This is a genomic window from Serpentinimonas sp. SSL01, from assembly GCF_056323735.1.
On sequence record NZ_CM150487.1, the window covers coordinates 1,590,061 to 1,607,773 of the forward strand.

Annotated in this window: 21 protein-coding genes and 1 tRNA gene; 7 read left to right on the top strand and 15 right to left on the bottom strand. The window is 65.1% G+C overall.

Going from position 1 to position 17,713, the window contains the following annotated elements:
• Nucleotides 1-7: 7 nt before the first annotated feature.
• Together ACVMK0_RS07500 and ACVMK0_RS07505 are read right to left on the bottom strand one after the other, a co-directional pair.
• On the bottom strand, nucleotides 8-1,486 hold the full coding sequence (locus ACVMK0_RS07500; RefSeq protein ID WP_476463416.1) for a DEAD/DEAH box helicase: 1,479 nt from the start codon (nucleotides 1,484-1,486) through the stop codon (nucleotides 8-10).
• A 150-nt stretch (nucleotides 1,487-1,636) separates the two neighbouring features.
• The gene (locus ACVMK0_RS07505) at nucleotides 1,637-2,779 is read right to left on the bottom strand and encodes a fatty acid desaturase (protein WP_476463417.1); all 1,143 of its coding nucleotides are present in this window, start codon (nucleotides 2,777-2,779) and stop codon (nucleotides 1,637-1,639) included.
• A gap of 226 nt (nucleotides 2,780-3,005) precedes the next feature.
• Between ACVMK0_RS07505 and rpsT the strand changes: the two genes are divergently transcribed.
• Entirely contained in the window at nucleotides 3,006-3,311 is a 306-nt protein-coding gene (rpsT, locus tag ACVMK0_RS07510) for a 30S ribosomal protein S20 (protein WP_250960108.1), read from the top strand.
• 185 nt (nucleotides 3,312-3,496) lie between these two features.
• Here rpsT and ACVMK0_RS07515 read toward each other — a convergent pair whose 3' ends face one another.
• Nucleotides 3,497-3,841 (bottom strand): DUF3579 domain-containing protein, encoded by a 345-nt coding sequence (locus tag ACVMK0_RS07515; RefSeq protein ID WP_476463418.1) that lies wholly within the window; start codon nucleotides 3,839-3,841, stop codon nucleotides 3,497-3,499.
• A 245-nt stretch (nucleotides 3,842-4,086) separates the two neighbouring features.
• Here ACVMK0_RS07515 and ACVMK0_RS07520 point away from each other — a divergent pair, with 245 nt between their 5' ends.
• The 4 genes from ACVMK0_RS07520 to grxD all read left to right on the top strand — a co-directional run bounded on the left by ACVMK0_RS07520 (nucleotide 4,087) and on the right by grxD (nucleotide 7,971).
• Nucleotides 4,087-5,292, top strand: coding sequence for an acetylornithine/succinylornithine family transaminase (locus ACVMK0_RS07520; RefSeq protein ID WP_476463419.1), 1,206 nt, complete (start codon nucleotides 4,087-4,089; stop codon nucleotides 5,290-5,292).
• Between the two features lie 27 nt (nucleotides 5,293-5,319).
• Complete coding sequence (argF, locus tag ACVMK0_RS07525) at nucleotides 5,320-6,276, top strand: ornithine carbamoyltransferase (protein ID WP_476463420.1); 957 nt, start codon at nucleotides 5,320-5,322, stop codon at nucleotides 6,274-6,276.
• 31 nt (nucleotides 6,277-6,307) lie between these two features.
• Nucleotides 6,308-7,552 (top strand): BaiN/RdsA family NAD(P)/FAD-dependent oxidoreductase, encoded by a 1,245-nt coding sequence (locus ACVMK0_RS07530; protein WP_045536012.1) that lies wholly within the window; start codon nucleotides 6,308-6,310, stop codon nucleotides 7,550-7,552.
• 83 nt (nucleotides 7,553-7,635) lie between these two features.
• Complete coding sequence (grxD, locus tag ACVMK0_RS07535; protein ID WP_476463421.1) at nucleotides 7,636-7,971, top strand: Grx4 family monothiol glutaredoxin; 336 nt, start codon at nucleotides 7,636-7,638, stop codon at nucleotides 7,969-7,971.
• A 32-nt stretch (nucleotides 7,972-8,003) separates the two neighbouring features.
• On the opposite strand, the gene ACVMK0_RS07540 is transcribed toward grxD, so the two are convergent.
• On the bottom strand, nucleotides 8,004-8,594 hold the full coding sequence (locus ACVMK0_RS07540) for a lytic transglycosylase domain-containing protein (protein WP_476464663.1): 591 nt from the start codon (nucleotides 8,592-8,594) through the stop codon (nucleotides 8,004-8,006).
• 61 nt (nucleotides 8,595-8,655) lie between these two features.
• Nucleotides 8,656-10,401 carry a proline--tRNA ligase gene (locus tag ACVMK0_RS07545; protein WP_476463422.1) on the bottom strand — a complete coding sequence of 582 codons (1,746 nt, stop codon included), beginning with the start codon at nucleotides 10,399-10,401 and terminating at the stop codon, nucleotides 8,656-8,658.
• Between the two features lie 156 nt (nucleotides 10,402-10,557).
• On the opposite strand from ACVMK0_RS07545, the gene ACVMK0_RS07550 reads away from it, so the two are divergent.
• A complete protein-coding gene (locus ACVMK0_RS07550; protein ID WP_250961110.1) occupies nucleotides 10,558-11,283 on the top strand; it encodes an RNA pyrophosphohydrolase in 726 nt (241 codons plus the stop codon).
• Nucleotides 11,280-11,852, top strand: coding sequence for a CNP1-like family protein (locus ACVMK0_RS07555; protein WP_476463423.1), 573 nt, complete (start codon nucleotides 11,280-11,282; stop codon nucleotides 11,850-11,852). Before ACVMK0_RS07550 ends, ACVMK0_RS07555 begins: the two co-directional genes overlap by 4 nt.
• 7 nt (nucleotides 11,853-11,859) lie before the next feature.
• Here ACVMK0_RS07555 and ACVMK0_RS07560 read toward each other — a convergent pair whose 3' ends face one another.
• The 10 genes from ACVMK0_RS07560 to ACVMK0_RS07605 form a co-directional block, all read right to left on the bottom strand.
• On the bottom strand, nucleotides 11,860-12,021 hold the full coding sequence (locus tag ACVMK0_RS07560; RefSeq protein ID WP_476463424.1) for a hypothetical protein: 162 nt from the start codon (nucleotides 12,019-12,021) through the stop codon (nucleotides 11,860-11,862).
• An 11-nt stretch (nucleotides 12,022-12,032) separates the two neighbouring features.
• Nucleotides 12,033-12,194, bottom strand: a complete 162-nt coding sequence (locus ACVMK0_RS07565; RefSeq protein ID WP_476463425.1) for a DNA-binding protein — start codon at nucleotides 12,192-12,194, stop codon at nucleotides 12,033-12,035.
• Between the two features lie 290 nt (nucleotides 12,195-12,484).
• Nucleotides 12,485-13,666 (bottom strand): glutamate 5-kinase, encoded by a 1,182-nt coding sequence (proB, locus tag ACVMK0_RS07570; RefSeq protein WP_476463426.1) that lies wholly within the window; start codon nucleotides 13,664-13,666, stop codon nucleotides 12,485-12,487.
• Between the two features lie 48 nt (nucleotides 13,667-13,714).
• A complete protein-coding gene (gene cgtA / locus ACVMK0_RS07575) occupies nucleotides 13,715-14,773 on the bottom strand; it encodes an Obg family GTPase CgtA (protein ID WP_476463427.1) in 1,059 nt (352 codons plus the stop codon).
• Nucleotides 14,774-14,940: 167 nt separating this feature from the next.
• The gene (gene rpmA, locus ACVMK0_RS07580) at nucleotides 14,941-15,216 is read right to left on the bottom strand and encodes a 50S ribosomal protein L27 (RefSeq protein WP_250961098.1); all 276 of its coding nucleotides are present in this window, start codon (nucleotides 15,214-15,216) and stop codon (nucleotides 14,941-14,943) included.
• Nucleotides 15,217-15,229: 13 nt separating this feature from the next.
• Nucleotides 15,230-15,541: a 50S ribosomal protein L21 gene (gene rplU / locus ACVMK0_RS07585; RefSeq protein WP_029462341.1), complete on the bottom strand. Its 312-nt coding sequence runs from the start codon at nucleotides 15,539-15,541 to the stop codon at nucleotides 15,230-15,232.
• Between the two features lie 73 nt (nucleotides 15,542-15,614).
• Nucleotides 15,615-15,690: transfer RNA gene (locus ACVMK0_RS07590), tRNA-Thr, on the bottom strand.
• A gap of 14 nt (nucleotides 15,691-15,704) precedes the next feature.
• On the bottom strand, nucleotides 15,705-16,202 hold the full coding sequence (locus ACVMK0_RS07595) for a ClpXP protease specificity-enhancing factor (protein WP_045536031.1): 498 nt from the start codon (nucleotides 16,200-16,202) through the stop codon (nucleotides 15,705-15,707).
• A 12-nt stretch (nucleotides 16,203-16,214) separates the two neighbouring features.
• Nucleotides 16,215-16,826 (bottom strand): glutathione S-transferase N-terminal domain-containing protein, encoded by a 612-nt coding sequence (locus ACVMK0_RS07600; RefSeq protein ID WP_045536033.1) that lies wholly within the window; start codon nucleotides 16,824-16,826, stop codon nucleotides 16,215-16,217.
• Nucleotides 16,827-16,945: 119 nt separating this feature from the next.
• The gene (locus ACVMK0_RS07605) at nucleotides 16,946-17,698 is read right to left on the bottom strand and encodes a cytochrome c1 (RefSeq protein ID WP_476463428.1); all 753 of its coding nucleotides are present in this window, start codon (nucleotides 17,696-17,698) and stop codon (nucleotides 16,946-16,948) included.
• Nucleotides 17,699-17,713: the final 15 nt, after the last annotated feature.

The window sequence follows — 17,713 nt, forward strand, 5'->3', positions numbered from 1 at the left end:
CGGCCGCTCAGGAAACCGGCTCGGGATTGGGCAGTTGCTCGCATGCAGCGCCAGACTCGACCACAACCGCAGCCTTGAACAAAGCCGCCACCTTGCGTTTGGAGCGGATGAACGGCGAACCGGTGCGCGCCCCCGTGCCTGCCTTGGCAGACTGCAGCTCCCACTCGGGCTTGGCCTCGGGTGCCAGCTTGGGCTGGTAGGGCTGCTCAAAGAACGGGTCGGCGGCCGGTCGCGCTGCCCGCTGCGGGCGCAGGGCGCGCACCTCGCTGCTGCCACGCGGGTCGTGCCAGAGGCGCTGGCCGTCGTTGATGCGGCCCGGCTCGCCACCGAAGCGGCGACGGTCGGATTCGAGCTCCAGCGGCTCGATTTCGATCTTTTTTCCGAGCAGTTTTTCGATGTCGGCCAGCGACTTGGCATCGCGCCCACTGACAAAAGAAAAAGACTGCCCAGACGACCCAGCACGACCCGTGCGGCCAATGCGGTGCACGTAGTCTTCGGCGTTGAAGGGGATGTCGAAGTTGAACACCGCCGGCACGTCTTTGATGTCCAGCCCGCGTGCCGCCACATCGGTGCACACCAGCAGCTGCACCGCGCCGCTTTTGAAGGCCTCGAGGGCTTTGAGGCGTTCGTCTTGGCTCTTGTCGCCGTGCAGCGCCGTGGTCACGAAGCCGTCGCGCTCGAGTGTGCGCGCCAGCCGCGCACAGCCGAGCTTGCTGTTGACGAACACAAACGATTGGCCGATCTCGCGCTCGCGCAGCACCTGTTTGAGCGCCTGCAGCTTGTCGTTTTCTTCGATGCGGTAAAAGCGCTGCTCGATGGTGGCAGCGGTGGCGTTGGAGCGCGCGACCTCGATGGTCACCGGGTCTTGCAGGTAGCTCGAGGCCAAGCGCTTGATTTCGGTCGAGAAAGTGGCCGAGAACAACAAGGTGGTGCGCTGCTTGGGCAAATACGACAGGATGCGCTGCAAGTCGGGCAAGAAGCCGATGTCGAGCATGCGGTCGGCTTCGTCGAGCACCACGTATTCCACTTGGTTGAGCACGCAGTTTTTGGCCTCGATGTGGTCCAGCAGCCGCCCGGGCGTGGCCACCAGCACCTCGACGCCGCGCTTGAGTTCGGCGGTTTGCGGCTTCATGTCCATGCCACCAAACACCACCGTGCTGCGCAGATCGGTGTATTTGGCGTAGAGCTCAATCTGTTGCGCCACCTGCACCGCCAGCTCGCGCGTGGGCAGCAGCACCAGTGCCCGCACCGGATGCCGCGCCGGCGAGGTGGAGGCGCTGGCGTGCTTGAGCAGGCGCTGCAGCAGCGGCAAGGAGAAGGCGGCGGTTTTGCCGGTGCCGGTCTGGGCCGCGCCCATCACGTCACGGCCTTGCAGCACCACCGGAATGGCCTGCGCCTGGATCGGCGTCATGGAAGTGAAGCCGAGTTCGGCTACGGCACGGGCCAGCGGCTCGGCCAGCGAGAGTTCAAAAAAAGCAGGATTCATCTAAGGCGGATTGTCGCACCACATCGTGACAAAGCAAAAAACGCAAACGGGCGAGATGTTGCGCGGCCGCAACGCGATAGGACGATCAACCTCAACCCAACCGTAACTGAGCCGCGCCAGAGAAGGGGCTCAAGAAAACGGCGGCTCGGCTCAAACGGCGTACGAAGGCGCCTGCGCGCTGGTCGGGCGGCCCTGGAAGTCGGTCCAGCAGCGCTGGGTGAAGTCGTAGAGCTTGCACTTGCGCGCGGTCTCGAAGTACCAGCGCCAGCTGAACTGCTGCACGATGATGCGCCCGGGCAGCATGTCTTCGAGCTTTTGCTGCGCCTCTTTGAGCTTGTACAGCGGCACGCTCATGTCCACATGGTGCGCGGTGTGCTCCATGATGTGGTGCACCAACGCACCGATTTGGTAGGGAAACTTCAGGTGCACGGTGGTTGAAACGAAGGGTGCGGCCTTGGCCCAGAGGTGTTTGTCGTCGTGCCACTGCACGCTGGTGTGGGTGTGGTGCACATAGACCACGAAGCCGATCATGGCGTTCCAAAACAGGAACGGCACCACGAAGCCCATGACGACCAGCAGCCACACCGCCTGCCCGGTGGCCAGCGCCGCCCACACGAGGCCGGCGATCCACAGCAGCGCCACCGCCGAAACGAAGACCCCATCCCAAATGAACTCGCGCCGCTGCGTCCCCATGTAGGTTTTGCGCGGGAAAAACATGCGCAGCCACCACATTTCGATCAGGTAGTACAGCGCCGGGCCCCAGCCGCTGCGGTAGATGCGCTCGAGGGCGCGGCGGCCAGGCGAGAGCGCTTCGAACTCGGCTTTGGTCAGCGGCGCCCAGACGAAATCGACGCCCTTGAGGTTGGTGTAGCCATGGTGCACCACGTTGTGGCCCACTTCCCACAGGCTGTAGGGGGTGAGCGAGGGGATCATGGCGATGCGCCCCAGCACCCGGTTCAGGCCGCGGTGCGGGGTGTAGCTCTGGTGGCAGGCATCGTGCCCGATGATGAACAGGCGCCCGATCACGAAACCCGCCGCCAGCGCGCACAGCAGCTTGGCCCACCAAGCCTGGAGCAAAATGGTGCCGGCGATCAGGGCAGCAAAAATGGCCCAATCGAGCACCAGCAGCGCCACCGCGATGGCGGTGCGGCGCTCGGCCAACGGCGTGATCCAGCCGCGGATGACCTTGCGGTGCGGCAGCGGGGCCCCAGCAGGAACCGGGCGCTCAGGGGCAGCAGAGGCTGCGGCTGGGAGCGGCTGCACGCCGCTTAGGGGGTCTGGTGTGGTGTGCATCGAGGAAAGCAAGGGATAAAAATGTCAGCACACAGGCCGTGGCAGACACATTTGCAGGCAGCCAAAAACTGCACCAGAATATTCTATCCTGCCCGCCCTTACAGCAGCTTGACCGCGATCAAAGACTGCAAAAAACAGCAGTCTATTCCTAGCCCCAAGCGGTGGCAGAGGCCTATAATGCAGGGTTTTGCTGGCAACATCCACAAACCACTTAAGGAACCCACACATGGCCACCAAGCCGAAGAAAAAGAACCCCCGTCTGGCCTCAGGCCGCAAACGCGCGCGCCAAGACGTCAAACTCAACGCCGCCAACACCTCCCTGCGCTCCAAGTACCGCACCGCCGTCAAGAAGGTCGAGAAGGCCGTGCTGGCTGGCGACAAGAGCCAAGCCAGCGCGCTCTTTGCCCAGATGCAAAGCGTGGTGGACACGGTCGCCGACAAAGGCATTTTCCACAAAAACAAGGCCGCCCGCGACAAGAGCCGCCTGTCGGCCAAAGTCAAGGCCCTGGCCACCAGCGCCGCAGCGGCCTGAGCACCAGCCAGACCGACCGCCCAGGCTCGGGGGCTGCTTAACCCCCGCACCGCCTGCCGTTTGAACCGGGTGCGCTGCCAGCAAATCCCGCTCACCAACAAAAAACCGCCTCTTAAGGCGGTTTTTTGTTTTGCCAAACGCCTGTCCGCCATGGGCTGGCGGCGCTGCAGCGCTCGAGGTCTGGCTTATGGGGTCGGAACGCTAGGTATTGGGCCGATAGACCCCTCATCAGGCAGCAAACACGCCTCCACCACCTCCAGCTCGTTGTCGCGTGCGAAGCCAATCACAAAGTCCCAGGCCATGGGGTCGTAGTCGCGCAAGGCGGTGTTGAGCACCACGCACTTGACGCCGTTGATCACCTTCGGATTGCACCAAGGCGAGTAGCCCAAGTGCGCGCCCGGCATCCGCCCTGCTGGGTGAAAAGGGCTCATCACCCCGGATAAGCGCTCGGCCCAGTCGCTGGGGCGAAAGGGTTTGCCGCTGCGGGTGCGGCCCTGAATGAAGACTTCATTGGCGCTCGGGGAGACCATTTGGGTTCAGGCCTTAAAGGGTGGCTCGCCAGCGGCCGCCGAGGATCGCTCGCTGCACGTGGAGAACCGGTAGAGACCGATGGGTGGATGCAAGTATTCTATCTTATATAAGACTTGTGCGCGGCTTCCCCGCCTCTGCCCCTCAAGCTGCGCCTACAATGTTCGTTTTAATCCTTGGCAGTGCCGAGGGCCGGGCATCGCCCTGCTTTCTTCTTCTCACCCACTTTTCGATCAGGACTCGATCCATGCTGCCAGCCGCCCCGGTGCAACCGCACGTCATGAACACCTACGGCCGCTTGCCGATCGAGCTCTCGCACGGCAAGGGTTGCCGCGTCTGGGACGTGCACGGCAAGGCCTACCTCGATGCGCTGGGCGGCATTGCCGTCAATACGCTCGGGCACGCGCACCCCAAGCTGGTGCCAGCCTTGAAAGAGCAGATCGGCACCCTGATGCACATCAGCAACTACTACCACCACCGCTACACCGAGCAGCTGGCGCGGCTGCTGGTCGAGCGCTCGGGCCTGAGCAATGTGTTTTTCTGCTCCAGCGGGCTCGAGGCCAACGAGGCCGCGCTCAAGCTGGCGCGCAAATTTGGTCACAACAAAGGCATCGCACGGCCCGAGGTCGTGGTCTATGAAAAGGCTTTTCATGGACGCTCCATCGCCACTTTGAGCGCCACCGGCAACCCCAAGGTGCAGGCCGGCTTTGAACCGCTGGTCGAGGGCTTCATCCGCGTGCCGCTCAACGACGCCGAGGCCATCCGCCGCGCCACCGCTGGCAACCCGAACGTGGTGGCGGTGTTCCTCGAGGCCATTCAGGGCGAAGGCGGTGTGCACCCGGCCAGCGCCGACTACCTGCAGCAGGTGCGCGCCCTGTGCGACGCCAACGACTGGCTGCTGATGATCGACGAAGTGCAGTGCGGCATGGGGCGCACCGGCAAGTGGTTTGCGCACCAGTGGGCCGGCATATTGCCCGACGTCATGCCGCTGGCCAAGGGGTTGGGCTCGGGGGTGCCGATCGGCGCCGTGGTGGCGGGCCCCAAAGCCGCGCAGCTGTTCCAGCCCGGCAACCACGGCAGCACCTTTGGTGGCAACCCGCTGGCGCTGCGCGCCGGCATCGAGACCATCCGCATCATGGAAGAAGACGGCCTGCTCGAGCACGCGGCCAAGGTCGGTTTTCAGTTGCAGACCCTGCTCAGCACCCAGCTCATGCACGAGCCCGGCGTGCGCGCGGTGCGCGGCAAGGGGCTGATGGTCGGCATCGAGCTCGATCGCCCCTGCGCCGTGCTGGTCGAGCGCTGCGCCGAAGCCGGGCTGCTCATCAGCGTCACCGCCGAGCGCGTGGTGCGGCTGGTGCCGCCGCTGATTTTGAGCGGCGCCGAGGCCGACGAGATCGTGGCCCTGCTCGTGCCCCAGATCAAGCGACTGCTGGCTGAGCCCCTGGCCGCCTAAACCCACCCACCCTTCAGAGCGCCCTCCATGTCAGCCACCGCCATCAAGCACTACCTACAGTTCAAGGATTTCACGGCCGCCGAGTACGCCTACCTGTTTGAGCGCGCCTGGCTGATCAAGCACAAGTTCAAAACCTACCAAAAGCACCACAGCCTGTGCGACCGTACCCTGGCCATGATTTTCGAGAAGGCCAGCACGCGCACCCGCGTCAGTTTCGAGGCCGGCATGTACCAGCTGGGCGGCAGCGTGGTGCACCTGACCACCGGCGACAGCCAGCTTGGGCGCGCCGAGCCGATCGAAGACAGCGCGCGCGTCATCAGCCGCATGACCGACTTGGTGATGATCCGCACCTACGAGCAGAGCAAGATCGAGCGCTTTGCCGCGCACTCGCGCGTGCCGGTGATCAACGGCCTGACGAACGAATTCCACCCCTGCCAGATTCTGGCCGATCTGTTTACCTGGCTCGAGCACCGCGGCCGGCGCGCCGACGGCACGCTCGACGTGGGCGCGCTGCGCGGCATGACGGTGGCTTGGGTGGGCGACGGCAACAACATGGCCAACACCTGGCTGCAGGCGGCACAGATTCTGGGCTTTGGCGTGCGCGTGAGCACCCCCAGCGGCTACGAGGTCAAACCCGAAATCGCGGGCGTGGCCGCTGCGGCCAACTGCTGGCAGGTGTTTGACGACCCGCTGCAGGCCTGCGCCGGCGCCGATCTGGTGACCACCGACGTCTGGACCAGCATGGGTTTTGAAGCCGAAAACGCCGCACGCCAGCACGCCTTTGGCGCTTGGTGCGTGACCCCACAGCTGATGGCGCAGGCCCACCCCAAGGCGCTGTTCATGCACTGCCTGCCCGCGCACCGCGGCGAAGAAGTGGCGGCCGAAGTGATCGACGGCCCGCAGAGCGTGGTTTGGGACGAGGCCGAAAACCGCATGCACGTACAAAAAGCCCTGATGGAATACCTGCTGCTGGGCCGGCAGTGAGCCCAAAGCCCGCGCACCCCCGACTGCTTGCATGACCCCGGTTTTTGACGTCGTCATCGTCGGCGCGGGCGCGGCGGGCCTGTTTTGCGCCGGCATCGCCGGCCAGCGCGGCTTGCGCGTGCTGCTGCTCGATCACGCGCCCAAGGTGGCCGAAAAAATCCGTATCTCGGGCGGCGGGCGCTGCAACTTCACCAACCGCGAGCTCGACCCGCGCCAGCCGCAGCGCCACTTCCTGAGCCAGAACCCGGCCTTTTGCCGCTCGGCGCTGGCGCGCTACACCCCGGCCGACTTCATCGCCTTGCTGCAGCGCCACGGCGTGGCCTTCGAAGAAAAACACAAAGGCCAGTTGTTTTGCAGCCGCTCGGCGCAAGACCTGATCGCTCTGCTGCTGCACGAATGCGGCGCCGGCGGCGTGACGCACTGGCAGCCCTGCGGCGTGCGCGCCGTGCACTGGCACGACGGCGCACCGGGCAGCGCCTCCTACCGGCTCGAAACCGAGCGCGGCGCGGTGGCTGCACACGCTGTGGTGGTGGCTACGGGCGGCCTGCCGGTGCCCAAGATCGGCGCCAGCGACTGGGGCTTGCGGCTGGCGCAGCAGTTTGGGCTGCCCATCGTCGCACCCCGGCCAGCGCTGGTGCCGCTCACCTTCGAACCCTCTGGCTGGGCCCCCTTCGCGCACTTGGCGGGCTTGGCGCTGCCGGTGCACATTGCAACCGGCAACAAAAAACAGGGCATGGCTTTTGACGAAGACCTGCTCTTTACCCACCGCGGTTTGAGCGGCCCGGCAGGGCTGCAAATCTCGAGCTACTGGAACCCCGGTCAGCCCTTGCGCATCGACCTGCACCCCCAAGCCCCGCTCGAAGCCACGCTGCTGGCGGCCAAGGCAGCGGGCGTGCGCAAACGGCTGCCCAACCAGCTGGCCCAGCAGCTGCCGCAGCGCCTGTGCGACACCTGGACCGAACACCGCCCCGACTGGCAGCGCCCCGTGAGCGATTGCAGCGACAAGGCGCTGGCGCAGCTGGCGGCCAGCCTGCACCAGTGGGCACCCACGCCCCACGGCGACGAGGGCTGGGCCAAGGCCGAAGTCATGCGTGGCGGCGTGGACACGCGCCAGCTGCGCTCGCAAAGCATGGAATCGACCCAACCCGGGCTGTACTTCATCGGCGAAGTGGTGGACGTGACCGGCTGGTTGGGCGGCTACAACTTCCAGTGGGCCTGGGCCAGCGCCCACGCCTGCGCACTGGCGTTGCCCCAAGCCAGCCACTGCAGCCCGTAGGGTTTTAGGCGCTGCAGAAAAACAGGAGCTGAGGGATAATCCGTCACTTTTCAAGCCTTCCCCTTGCCATCCCACCCACCCCCATGAGCGACACCCAACAACGCATCGACAGCCTGGTCAAAACGCACGACGTCGTGCTGTTCATGAAAGGCACCGCCACCTTCCCCATGTGCGGTTTTTCGGGCCGTGCGCTGCAAATCCTCAAAGCCTGCGGCGTCGAGTCCAGCGCCGTCAAGGCCGTGAACGTGCTCGAAGACCCCGAAATCCGCCAAGGCATCAAGGACTACAGCAACTGGCCCACGATTCCGCAGCTGTTCGTGCGCGGCGAGTTCATCGGCGGCTCCGACATCATGATGGAGATGTACGAATCGGGCGAACTGCAGCAGGTGCTTGCCTCCTCCAGCGCCTCCAAGGCCTGAAACCCGGCGGTTTAGTCCCAGTCCCAGCGCTTTTAACCGATCTGCCAGCGCCGCTGCGCCGCAAACACGGCGTTTGGGTAGGGGCTGCGCCCGCGGCTGCCGTTGTAGCGCCCCAGCGCCATAAACAGGTCGCCGCGTTCGCGGTCTAGGTAGTGGCGCATAATCACGCAGCCAAAGCGCAGGTTGGTTTTGAGGTGGAACAGGCCGCCCACGTCGCCATCGCCGATCAAGCGCGCCCAAAAGGGCATGATCTGCATATAACCGCGAGCCCCCACGACCGAGATCGCAAACTGCCTGAAGCCGCTCTCGACCTGGATCAGGCCCAGCACCAGCGACTCATCGAGGCCGGCGCGGCGGCTCTCGTACCACACGGTCTGCAAAAACTCCACGCGCTCGTTCAAGTCGGGCTTGCGCCGCGCCAGCCGCGGGCTGATTTGCGTCAGCCAGCGCAGGTAGGCCATGCGCGCCTCGGTGCTGGCAAACTCGGGCTCGAGCGGGTCGGCGAACTCAACCGCTGCGCGCAAGGCGTGGCGCACCGAATCGGCCAGCGGCTCCTCGAGCTGGCTGGCCGCCGCCGGGCGCAGCGGCCACGCGGCCACCGAGGCTGCAGCAGCGCCAGCCATGGCCACCGTCCAGCGGCGCCGGCTCCAACGGTCCTTGGCTTCGCACGCTGCCATCACCCGCTCACACCCCCAGCCGCTCGCGCAACCATGGCAATGCCTGCGCCAGCTCCAGCTTGCTCGCTTGCGCCTCGCGCCGGTGCTGGTACTCGATCTGGCCGTCTTTGAGGCCCTTGTCGCCCACCGTGATGCGGTGCGGCACGCCGATCAGCTCCCAGTCGGCAAACATCGCCCCCGGGCGCTCGCCGCGGTCGTCGAGCAGCATATCGACCCCCAGCGCCTTGAGTTCGCCATACAGCCGCTCGGACGCCGCGCGCACCGCCGGGCTGCGCTCCATGCCGATGGGGCAGATCACCGCCGTGAACGGCGCGATGGCGTCGGGCCAGATGATGCCACGCTCGTCGTGGTTTTGCTCGATCGCCGCCGCCGGCAAGCGCGTGATGCCGATGCCGTAGCAGCCCATCTCGAACGGTTTGGGTTTGCCGTCTTCGTCTAGAAAAGTGGCGTTCATGGCGCGGCTGTACTTGGTGCCCAGATAGAACACATGCCCGACTTCGATGCCGCGCTCGATCAGCAGTTCCCCGGCGCCGTCGGGCGAAGGGTCGCCGGGCAGCACGTTGCGGATGTCGGCCACCAGGTCGGGCTCGGGCAAATCGCGGCCCCAGTTGACACCGGTGAGGTGGTGGTCGGCTTGGTTGGCACCGCAGACCCAGTCGGCCATCAACGCCACTTCGCGGTCGGCCAGCACCTGCACCGGCCGCTTGAGCCCGATCGGCCCTAGGTAGCCCGGGCGGGTGCCAAAGTGGGCCATGATTTCGGCCTCGGTGGCAAATCGGTAGCCCAGGTTGAGCCCCGGCAGCTTGCCCACCTTGACCTCGTTCATGTCGTGGTCGCCGCGCAGCAGCAGCAGCCAGATGCGGCTGCCCACGAGTTCATCGCGCTCGTTGATCTCGTCGGTGGCCAGCACCAGCGATTTGACGGTGCGCGCCAGCGGCAGCCCGAGCAGTTCGGCCACGTCGGCGCAGGTGCTGCGGCCCGGCGTGGGCGTGAGCGTCAGCGGCTGGCTCGGGGCCGGGCGCGGGCCGGCTGGGGCCAGCACCTCGGCTTTTTCGAGGTTGGCGGCGTAGTCGCTCTGGGGGCAATAGACGATCGCGTCCTCGCCGGTGGCGGCGATCACCTGAAACTCCTCGCTCAAGTCGCCGCCAATGGCGCCGCTGTCGGCGGCCACGGCGCGGTAGCGCAGCCCGAAGCGCTCAAATATGCGCCGGTACGCCGCCGCCATGGCTTGGTAGCTGGCCTGCGCCGCGTCGCGATCGCGGTCGAAGCTGTAGGCGTCTTTCATAGTGAACTCGCGCCCACGCATGAGGCCAAAGCGCGGCCGGCGCTCGTCGCGAAACTTGGTCTGAATCTGGTAAAAGTTTTTGGGCAGCTGCTTGTAGCTGCGCAGCTCTTGGCGCGCGAGGTCGGTCACCACCTCTTCGCTCGTGGGTTGCACCACAAAGTCGCGCTCGTGCCGGTCTTTGATGCGCAGCAGCTCGGGCCCCATCTTCTCGAAGCGCCCGGTTTCCTGCCACAGCTCGGCCGGCTGCACCACCGGCATGGTGAGCTCGATCGCGCCGGCGGCGTCCATCTCCTCGCGCACGATGCGCTCGACCTTGCGGATCACGCGCAGCCCCATGGGCAGGTAGGTGTAGATGCCGGCCCCGAGTTTTTTGATCAGGCCGGCGCGCAGCATCAGGCGGTGGCTGGCCACTTCGGCGTCGGTGGGGGCTTCTTTGAGGGTGGAGATAAAGAACTGTGAGGCTTTCATGGGCGTGCGTGCGTTCCCGATTGGCACCCGCAAGCCCACTGGGGCCACCCTAGGCGCCGCTGACGCTTGCGCCCAAGGCCGCAGAGACCCCACACGAGGCCCACAAAAGGGCGCAGACCGTGCATAATCGGGACAGTTTAAAAATTGGGGTTGATTATGCTTGACAGAGACGGCTTTAGGCCGAATGTCGGCATCATTCTGCTCAACCAGAAAAACCAGGTGTTCTGGGGCAAACGCATACGCACCCATTCGTGGCAGTTTCCGCAAGGTGGCATCGACCGGGGCGAATCCCCCGAGCAAGCCATGTACCGCGAACTGCACGAAGAAGTCGGGCTCAAGCCCGAGCACGTGAGCGTCGTGGCCCGCACGCGAGACTGGTTGCGCTACGAAGTGCCGGACCGCTACATCCGCCGCGATGCACGCGGCCACTACAAAGGCCAGAAACAGATCTGGTACCTGCTGCGCCTGCTCGGCGGCGACTGGCTGCTCAACCTGCGCGCCACCGCGCACCCCGAGTTCGACGCTTGGCGCTGGCACGACTACTGGGTGCCCCTAGACGTGGTGGTCGAGTTCAAACGCGGCGTCTATGAAATGGCGCTCACCGAACTGGCGCGCCACCTGCCCGCCGACACCCGCCACCGCAGTGGGCGGGGTTTGCTGCACCCGCGCCCCAGCTTGGCCAGCGTAGGCCGGCCCACCCCACCTAGCACGGCCAGCGGCGCCGGCGCGGCCTCGCACCCAATGCCCGTGCACATGCCTGTGAATATGCCCGCACACATGGAGCTGCCCCCAGGCGCCACCTTCGAGCCCAACCCCCAGTTTGACACCACGGTGCAAACGCCTGTTGCACCTGTCATGCCCGCTCGGCCCACCCCTCCATGATCAAACTGCGCCCCTCAACCCCTGTTGCACGCCAGCTCGGCGCCCTAGCGCTGGCAGCGGCCCTGCTCGCTGCCGTGGCACCCGCCACCGCGCAGTCCCTGTTTTTGACCGATGGCGAGCAGTGGCAGGAAGGGCCCGTCCCGGCGCCGCCGGCCTTCAGCACCCAGGGCCTGGTGCCCTTCGAGGTGGGCGTGGACTCGCCGCTGCGCTTTGCGCTCGTACCCGATACGCTGCAACTGGGGGCCGATGGCGTGATTCGCTTCGTGGTGGTGGCGCAAAGCGCCAGCGGTGCCGTGAACGTGATGCACCAAGGCCTGCGCTGCCGCAGCAACGAATCGCGCACCTATGCGCGCTGGTCGCCAGCGCAGCTGCCGCTAGGCAACCCTTTCAACTCCGAAGCCGGCCAGTGGATCAGCGCCGGCCAAACCCCTTGGCAAGACTGGCGCGACCACGCCGCCGGCCGCCCCGCTTGGGCACTGGCCCGTGCCGGACTGTGCGACGGCGCCGCCCCCAACGGCACCCCGGCGCAGATGCTGCGCGCGCTGCGGGCGCAGGGGCAGCAGCGCTAGGGGGTGTCTAGACTCGGCTGCTTGATGAAGCGACAAGTTGCTTGACATGTACCTTTTCGGCGTAGGCGACCGCGCTGTACTCGCGCCGCCCTTGGCGCACGTACACCAGCGCCCCGACGGCCAGCCCGGCCTTGCCCAAGCACAGTTGCACCTGCTGGCGAAGCGACATTGCAGCGGCCATCAGAGCGCCCCCGAGGTGCCGGGCTTGGTGCGAACGCGCTTGGGCAGGCGCGCGTCCATCAGCGTCAGGCCGATGTCGTCATGGGCGCTATCGAGCAGGTTCTCGAGTGCCTGGATCTCGCCAAAAACGTGCAAGGCCCGGGCGATAAAGTGGATAGGCACGCGCGCATCGCCTTTTCGATGCGGCGTACTGTGCTCAGGGAGGCGCCCATGCGCTCGGCCAACGACGCCTGCGTGAAGTGGCGCCGACGACGCGCCAGCGAGATGTCGGCGCCGAGCTTGTGCATGGCACGCTGGACCGGAAGGGGCAACGGTTCGTCCATATAAAAGCTCCATGAGGATGTTTACGTAGTATAAATGCTTTCGTCGGAGCTATTATATTTCTGCAAGCGTGAGCTAGGGCACACAATCTTGGGCCGGCCACACCTACCCATGCGTTCCCCACGCCACCCTCACCCCCCGCGCTGCGTCAGCACCAGGTTGTCGCGGTGGATCATTTCGGGTTCGGCGGCGTATCCGAGCAGGCGCTCGAAGTCGGTCGAGGCTTTGCGGCACAGCAGGCGCGCTTCGGCGGCGCTGTAGTTGGCCAAGCCGCGTGCGAGCTCGCTGCCGTTGGGGCCGCGCAGGGCGATCACGTCGCCTCGTGCAAACTCGCCCTCGACCGCCGTCATGCCGATGGGCAGCAGGCTCTTGCCTTCTTGCACGATTTTGGCGGCGGCGCCGGCGTCTAGGCGCACCGCGCCGCGCAGTTGCAGGTGGTCGGCCATCCACTGCTTGCGCGCTTGCAGCTTGGGCGTATCGGCCAGCAGGCAGGTGCCGATGGGCTCGCCCTCGAGCAGGCGCAACAGCGCGTCGGGCTCGCGCCCCCAAGCGATCACGGTGCTGGCGCCCGAACTGGCGGCGCGCTTGGCGGCCAAAATTTTGGTGATCATGCCCCCGGTGCCGATGCGCGAGCCGGCCCCACCGGCCATGGCTTCGAGCGCTGGGTCGCCGGCGCGCGCGGCCTGGACAAAGCGGGCTTGCGGGTCGCGGCGCGGGTCGGCGCTGTAGAGCCCTTTTTGGTCGGTGAGGATGACGAGCAAATCGGCCTCGACCAAGTTGGCCACCAACGCGCCCAAGGTGTCGTTGTCGCCGAACTTGATCTCGTCGGTGACCACGGTGTCGTTCTCGTTGATCACCGGCAGCACCCGGTGCGCCAGCAGCGTGAGCAGGGTCGAGCGGGCGTTGAGGTAGCGCTCGCGGTCGGCCAGGTCGGCATGGGTGAGCAGCACTTGTGCACTGCCCAGCCCCAACTGGCGCAGCTTGGTTTCGTACATCTGCACCAGCCCCATCTGGCCCACGGCGGCGGCGGCTTGCAGCTCGTTGATGGCTTTGGGGCGCACGGCCCAGCCCAAGCGCTTCATGCCCTCGGCAATGGCGCCGCTGCTGACCACGATCGCCTCGCGCCCCTGCCCCACCAGCTTGCTGAGCTGCGCGCTCCACTGCCCGATGGCGGCTTCGTCTAGGCCGCGGCCTTCGTTGGTGACCAGGCTGGAGCCGACCTTGACCACAATGCGCCGCGCCGCACGCAGCCGCTCGGCCACGGCGGCCTCGGGGACGCGCCATTCAGGCGCCAAGCTGGCTGGTTGATCCATGTGTAAAAAAGATGAGCGGGCAGGATGAGGCGGCGCAGCGCGACAGTTTTAAGGCTCGAAGCGCGGATCGACCTCGGCTGGTGGCCGTTCGGCCTGCTGGCTGGCGGCGATGTGCTGGTAGATTTGCTGCACCAAGCGCTCGCAGCCCTCGCGGGTGAGGGCCGAGATCTCGAACACCGGCCCCTTGTGGCGAAAGCGGCGCACAAAGTCGCGCACGCGCTGCGCCCGCTCGGCTTCGGGCACCATGTCGAGCTTGTTGAGCACCAGCCAGCGCGGCTTGGCGTGGAGCGCCGGGTCGTATTTTTTCAGCTCTTTGACGATCGCCCGCGCCTGCGCCACCGGATCGACCGCGTCGTCGAAGGGGGCCAGATCGACCACGTGCAGCAGCAGCCGGGTGCGCTGCAGATGACGCAAAAACAGGTGCCCGAGCCCCGCGCCTTCGGCTGCGCCTTCGATCAGGCCCGGCAGGTCGGCGATCACAAAGCTCTTTTCAGGCCCCACGCGCACCACACCCAAATTGGGGTGCAAGGTGGTGAAGGGGTAGTCGGCGATCTTGGGCCGGGCGTTGGACACCGCGGTGATGAAGGTCGATTTGCCGGCATTGGGCAGGCCCAGCAGGCCGACGTCGGCCAGCAGCTTGAGCTCGAGCTGCAAGTTGAAGCGCTGCCCGGGGTGGCCTGGGGTTTTTTGGCGCGGGGCGCGATTGATCGCGCTCTTGAAGCGCAGGTTGCCAAAGCCGCCGTCGCCGCCCTTGGCCAGCAGCACCAGCTGGCCCGGTTGCAGCAGTTCGTGCAACAGGGCGCCGGTGTCGGCGTCGCGCACCAAGGTGCCGACCGGCATTTTGAGCACGATGTCTTCGCCCTTGTGGCCGAACATGTCGGAGCCCTTGCCGTGCTCGCCGCGCTGGGCCTCAAACTTGCGCGTGTAGCGAAAGTCCACCAGCGTGTTCAGGTTTTCGTCGGCCAAGGCATAGACGTGGCCGCCACGGCCGCCGTCGCCGCCGTCGGGGCCGCCGAATTCTTTGTACTTTTCGTGCCGGAACGAGGCGCAGCCACTGCCACCATCGCCCGCCGCCACCTCGATCGTGGTTTCGTCAACAAACTTCATGGGGGCAATTGTGAGGCCAATGTGGGGTCAACGGAGCCTAAGTAGGCAACATGATGGGCAATAAACAAAGGCCCGCAAGCGGGCCTCTAGGTGGCTGTGGGGGCGTTGCGCTGCTAAGCTAACTGGGCAAGCCCGCCGTGGCCGCTGGCGCAAACCGAGCAAGCCGATCAGACCGTCTCGGGCGCTGCGGCAGCCTCGACGCTGATCACCTTGCGGTTCAAGGCGCCCTTGACCGCAAAACCCACCGTGCCATCGACAGTGGCAAAAATGGTGTGGTCTTTGCCGATGCCGGTGCCGGTGCCGGGGTGGAATTTGGTGCCGCGCTGGCGCACGATGATCGCACCGGCCGAAACTTCTTGGCCACCAAAGACCTTGACGCCCAGCATCTTGGGTTGTGAGTCGCGGCCGTTGCGGGTTGAGCCGCCGCCTTTTTTCTGTGCCATGGTGTGCCGCTCCTTATGCCTGGATCGAGCCGATTTGCAGCTCGGTGAAGTTTTGCCGGTGGCCCTGGCGCTTCTGGTAGTGCTTGCGACGGCGCATCTTGAAGATGCGGATTTTGTCGCCACGACCGTGCGAGACCACCGTGGCTGTGACCGTTGCGCCGCTGACCAAGGGCGTGCCAACCTGGATGCTGTCGCCGCTGCCGACGGCCAACACCTGGTCGATCACGATTTCTTGGCCCACGTCCGCAGCAATCTGTTCTACTTTAAGTTTTTCGCCAACGGCAACGCGATACTGCTTGCCGCCGGTTTTTATGACCGCGTACATTGGAAACCTCAAATGGTGATTTCTCTGGGCTGATTCCCAAAGAATCGCGCATTGTACCAAAAACGGGTGGGGATGGTGCCGCCTGTCGGATTCGAACTGACGACCTACCGCTTACAAGGCGGTTGCTCTACCAACTGAGCTAAGGCGGCGATGGGTGCGTATTCTACTTCACGCGCTTGAGCACGGGCTGGCGCGGCTTGCTCGGCTTGGGGCCAGACGGGGGGGGGCCAGAACCCTCGCTGGGTGCAGCGCCTTCGGGCTCAGGCACAGACGAGGGCACCAGCTTGAGCCCGGACACCGAGCCTGCAGGTGCGGCTTGATCTTCGGGCTCAGGCTCGGGCGGATCAAAAGCCATCCCGCTGCCGTTTTCGCGCGCGTAAATCGCCAGCACGTGGTCGATCGGCACCCACACGTCGCGCGGCACCCCGCCAAAGCGGGCTTTGAACTCGATCGTGTCGTTGCCCAGTTGCAGGTGGCTGGTGGCCTCGTAGCTGGTGTTGAGCACGATCTGCCCGTCTTGCACAAACTCTTGCGGCACCCGCACCCTAGAGTCCACCGCCACCACCAGGTAGGGAGTGAAACCGTTGTCGCTGCACCACTCATGCAGGGCCCGAATCAGGTAGGGCCGGGTTGAGGGCAGCGGTGGGTTGTCCTGGCTCATAGCGAAGGGCGCTTACTTGCGCATCACTTTTTCGGAGGGCGTGAGCGCCTCGATGTAGGGCGGACGCGAAAAAATGCGCTCGGCGTACTTGAGCAGCGGCGCGGCATTTTTGCTCAGCTCGATGCCGTAGTGGTCCAGCCGCCACAGCAGCGGCGCGATCGCCACGTCGAGCATCGAGAAGTTGTCGCCGAGCATGAATTTGTTCTTGAGGAACACTGGGGCCAATTGGGTCAGGCGGTCGCGGATGTGGTTGCGGGCTTTGTCGATTGACTTGTCGCCCGCCTTGAGGCTGCGATTTTCGAGCACCAAGACGTGGCTGAACAGTTCTTTCTCGAAGTTGAGCAAAAACAGGCGCACACGCGCGCGCTCCACCGGGTCGCCGGGCATCAACTGCGGGTGTGGGAAGCGCTCGTCGATGTACTCGTTGATGATGTTGGACTCGTACAGGATCAGGTCGCGCTCGACCAATATGGGCACCTGCGCGTAGGGGTTCATGAGTGCGATGTCTTCGGGCTTGTTGTACAGATCGACGTCACGGATCTCAAAGTCCATGCCCTTTTCGAACAACACGAAACGGCAGCGGTGCGAGAAAGGGCAGGTGGTGCCCGAGTACAAAACCATCATGGTTGTCAGATCCTAGATACAAAAAAACAAACAGTGGCGTGCCCATTGGAGCCCCCAACGGGGACAAGGCAGACCACTGTCACAAGCAGGCCCGGCTGCGGGCGGCGTGCATGCAGGATTTACTTGATGTCTTTCCAGTATTCCTTGTTCAGCTTCCACGCCAGAACGGTGAAGCCGGCGAGGAACAGCAGCACAAAAATCCCGAGCTGCTGGCGCTGGTCTTGGTGCGGCTCGGCCAACCAGTCGAGGAAGGCCACCAGTTCGGCTACCGAGCGATCGAACTCCTCGGGGCTCATGGTGCCGGGCGTGACCTGCTCCCAGCCGCGCAGCACTTGCGTGCTGCTGCCGTCGGCGTTGGCCACGGTTTCGATGATCGGACGGCGCTCGCCTTGCAGGTACCACAGCGGGTTGGGCATGGCGATGTTGGGGAATGCAAGGTTGTTCCAACCATGGGCGATCATGTCGTCGCGGTAGTACGAACGCAGCAGGGTAAAGATGTAGTCGGTACCGCCCGAACCTGCGCGCGAGCGCGTGATCATGGTCAAATCAGGGGCGGCTTTGCCCCAAAACACCTTGGCGTCAGCCGGGCTGATGGCGACTTGCATAAGGTCGCCCACGCGGCCATCGGTGAACAGAAAGTTCTCGCGAATCTGGCGCTCGGTCAGGCCCAGTTCTTTGAAACGCTTGTAGCGCTCGAACGAGGCCGCATGGCAGCTCAGGCAGTAGTTGACGAACAATTTGCCGCCGCGTTGCAAGGCCTCGACGTCGTTGCTCAGGTCAGGGGCACGGTCCAGCGGAAAGGCACCTTTGGCCGCCACCGCACCCGAGACCAGACCAAACGCCAACAGGCCAGCCACAATCCATTTTTTCATATTCGTTGACTCCAG

What these genes read in the sequence shown, in the direction of transcription:
- ACVMK0_RS07500 (WP_476463416.1), bottom strand. Translation starts at nt 1,486, where the DNA reads ATGAATCCTGCTTTTTTTGAACTCTCGCTGGCCGAGCCGCTGGCCCGT.
- ACVMK0_RS07560 (WP_476463424.1), bottom strand. Translation starts at nt 12,021, where the DNA reads ATGTCGCTTCGCCAGCAGGTGCAACTGTGCTTGGGCAAGGCCGGGCTG.
- ACVMK0_RS07600 (WP_045536033.1), bottom strand. Translation starts at nt 16,826, where the DNA reads ATGATGGTTTTGTACTCGGGCACCACCTGCCCTTTCTCGCACCGCTGC.
- rpmA (WP_250961098.1), bottom strand. Translation starts at nt 15,216, where the DNA reads ATGGCACAGAAAAAAGGCGGCGGCTCAACCCGCAACGGCCGCGACTCA.
- rplU (WP_029462341.1), bottom strand. Translation starts at nt 15,541, where the DNA reads ATGTACGCGGTCATAAAAACCGGCGGCAAGCAGTATCGCGTTGCCGTT.
- ACVMK0_RS07530 (WP_045536012.1), top strand. Translation starts at nt 6,308, where the DNA reads ATGACCCCGGTTTTTGACGTCGTCATCGTCGGCGCGGGCGCGGCGGGC.
- ACVMK0_RS07545 (WP_476463422.1), bottom strand. Translation starts at nt 10,401, where the DNA reads ATGAAAGCCTCACAGTTCTTTATCTCCACCCTCAAAGAAGCCCCCACC.
- ACVMK0_RS07505 (WP_476463417.1), bottom strand. Translation starts at nt 2,779, where the DNA reads ATGCACACCACACCAGACCCCCTAAGCGGCGTGCAGCCGCTCCCAGCC.
- argF (WP_476463420.1), top strand. Translation starts at nt 5,320, where the DNA reads ATGTCAGCCACCGCCATCAAGCACTACCTACAGTTCAAGGATTTCACG.
- ACVMK0_RS07520 (WP_476463419.1), top strand. Translation starts at nt 4,087, where the DNA reads ATGCTGCCAGCCGCCCCGGTGCAACCGCACGTCATGAACACCTACGGC.
- ACVMK0_RS07555 (WP_476463423.1), top strand. Translation starts at nt 11,280, where the DNA reads ATGATCAAACTGCGCCCCTCAACCCCTGTTGCACGCCAGCTCGGCGCC.
- ACVMK0_RS07550 (WP_250961110.1), top strand. Translation starts at nt 10,558, where the DNA reads ATGCTTGACAGAGACGGCTTTAGGCCGAATGTCGGCATCATTCTGCTC.
- ACVMK0_RS07605 (WP_476463428.1), bottom strand. Translation starts at nt 17,698, where the DNA reads ATGAAAAAATGGATTGTGGCTGGCCTGTTGGCGTTTGGTCTGGTCTCG.
- ACVMK0_RS07595 (WP_045536031.1), bottom strand. Translation starts at nt 16,202, where the DNA reads ATGAGCCAGGACAACCCACCGCTGCCCTCAACCCGGCCCTACCTGATT.
- ACVMK0_RS07540 (WP_476464663.1), bottom strand. Translation starts at nt 8,594, where the DNA reads ATGGCTGGCGCTGCTGCAGCCTCGGTGGCCGCGTGGCCGCTGCGCCCG.
- grxD (WP_476463421.1), top strand. Translation starts at nt 7,636, where the DNA reads ATGAGCGACACCCAACAACGCATCGACAGCCTGGTCAAAACGCACGAC.
- ACVMK0_RS07515 (WP_476463418.1), bottom strand. Translation starts at nt 3,841, where the DNA reads ATGGTCTCCCCGAGCGCCAATGAAGTCTTCATTCAGGGCCGCACCCGC.
- proB (WP_476463426.1), bottom strand. Translation starts at nt 13,666, where the DNA reads ATGGATCAACCAGCCAGCTTGGCGCCTGAATGGCGCGTCCCCGAGGCC.
- rpsT (WP_250960108.1), top strand. Translation starts at nt 3,006, where the DNA reads ATGGCCACCAAGCCGAAGAAAAAGAACCCCCGTCTGGCCTCAGGCCGC.
- cgtA (WP_476463427.1), bottom strand. Translation starts at nt 14,773, where the DNA reads ATGAAGTTTGTTGACGAAACCACGATCGAGGTGGCGGCGGGCGATGGT.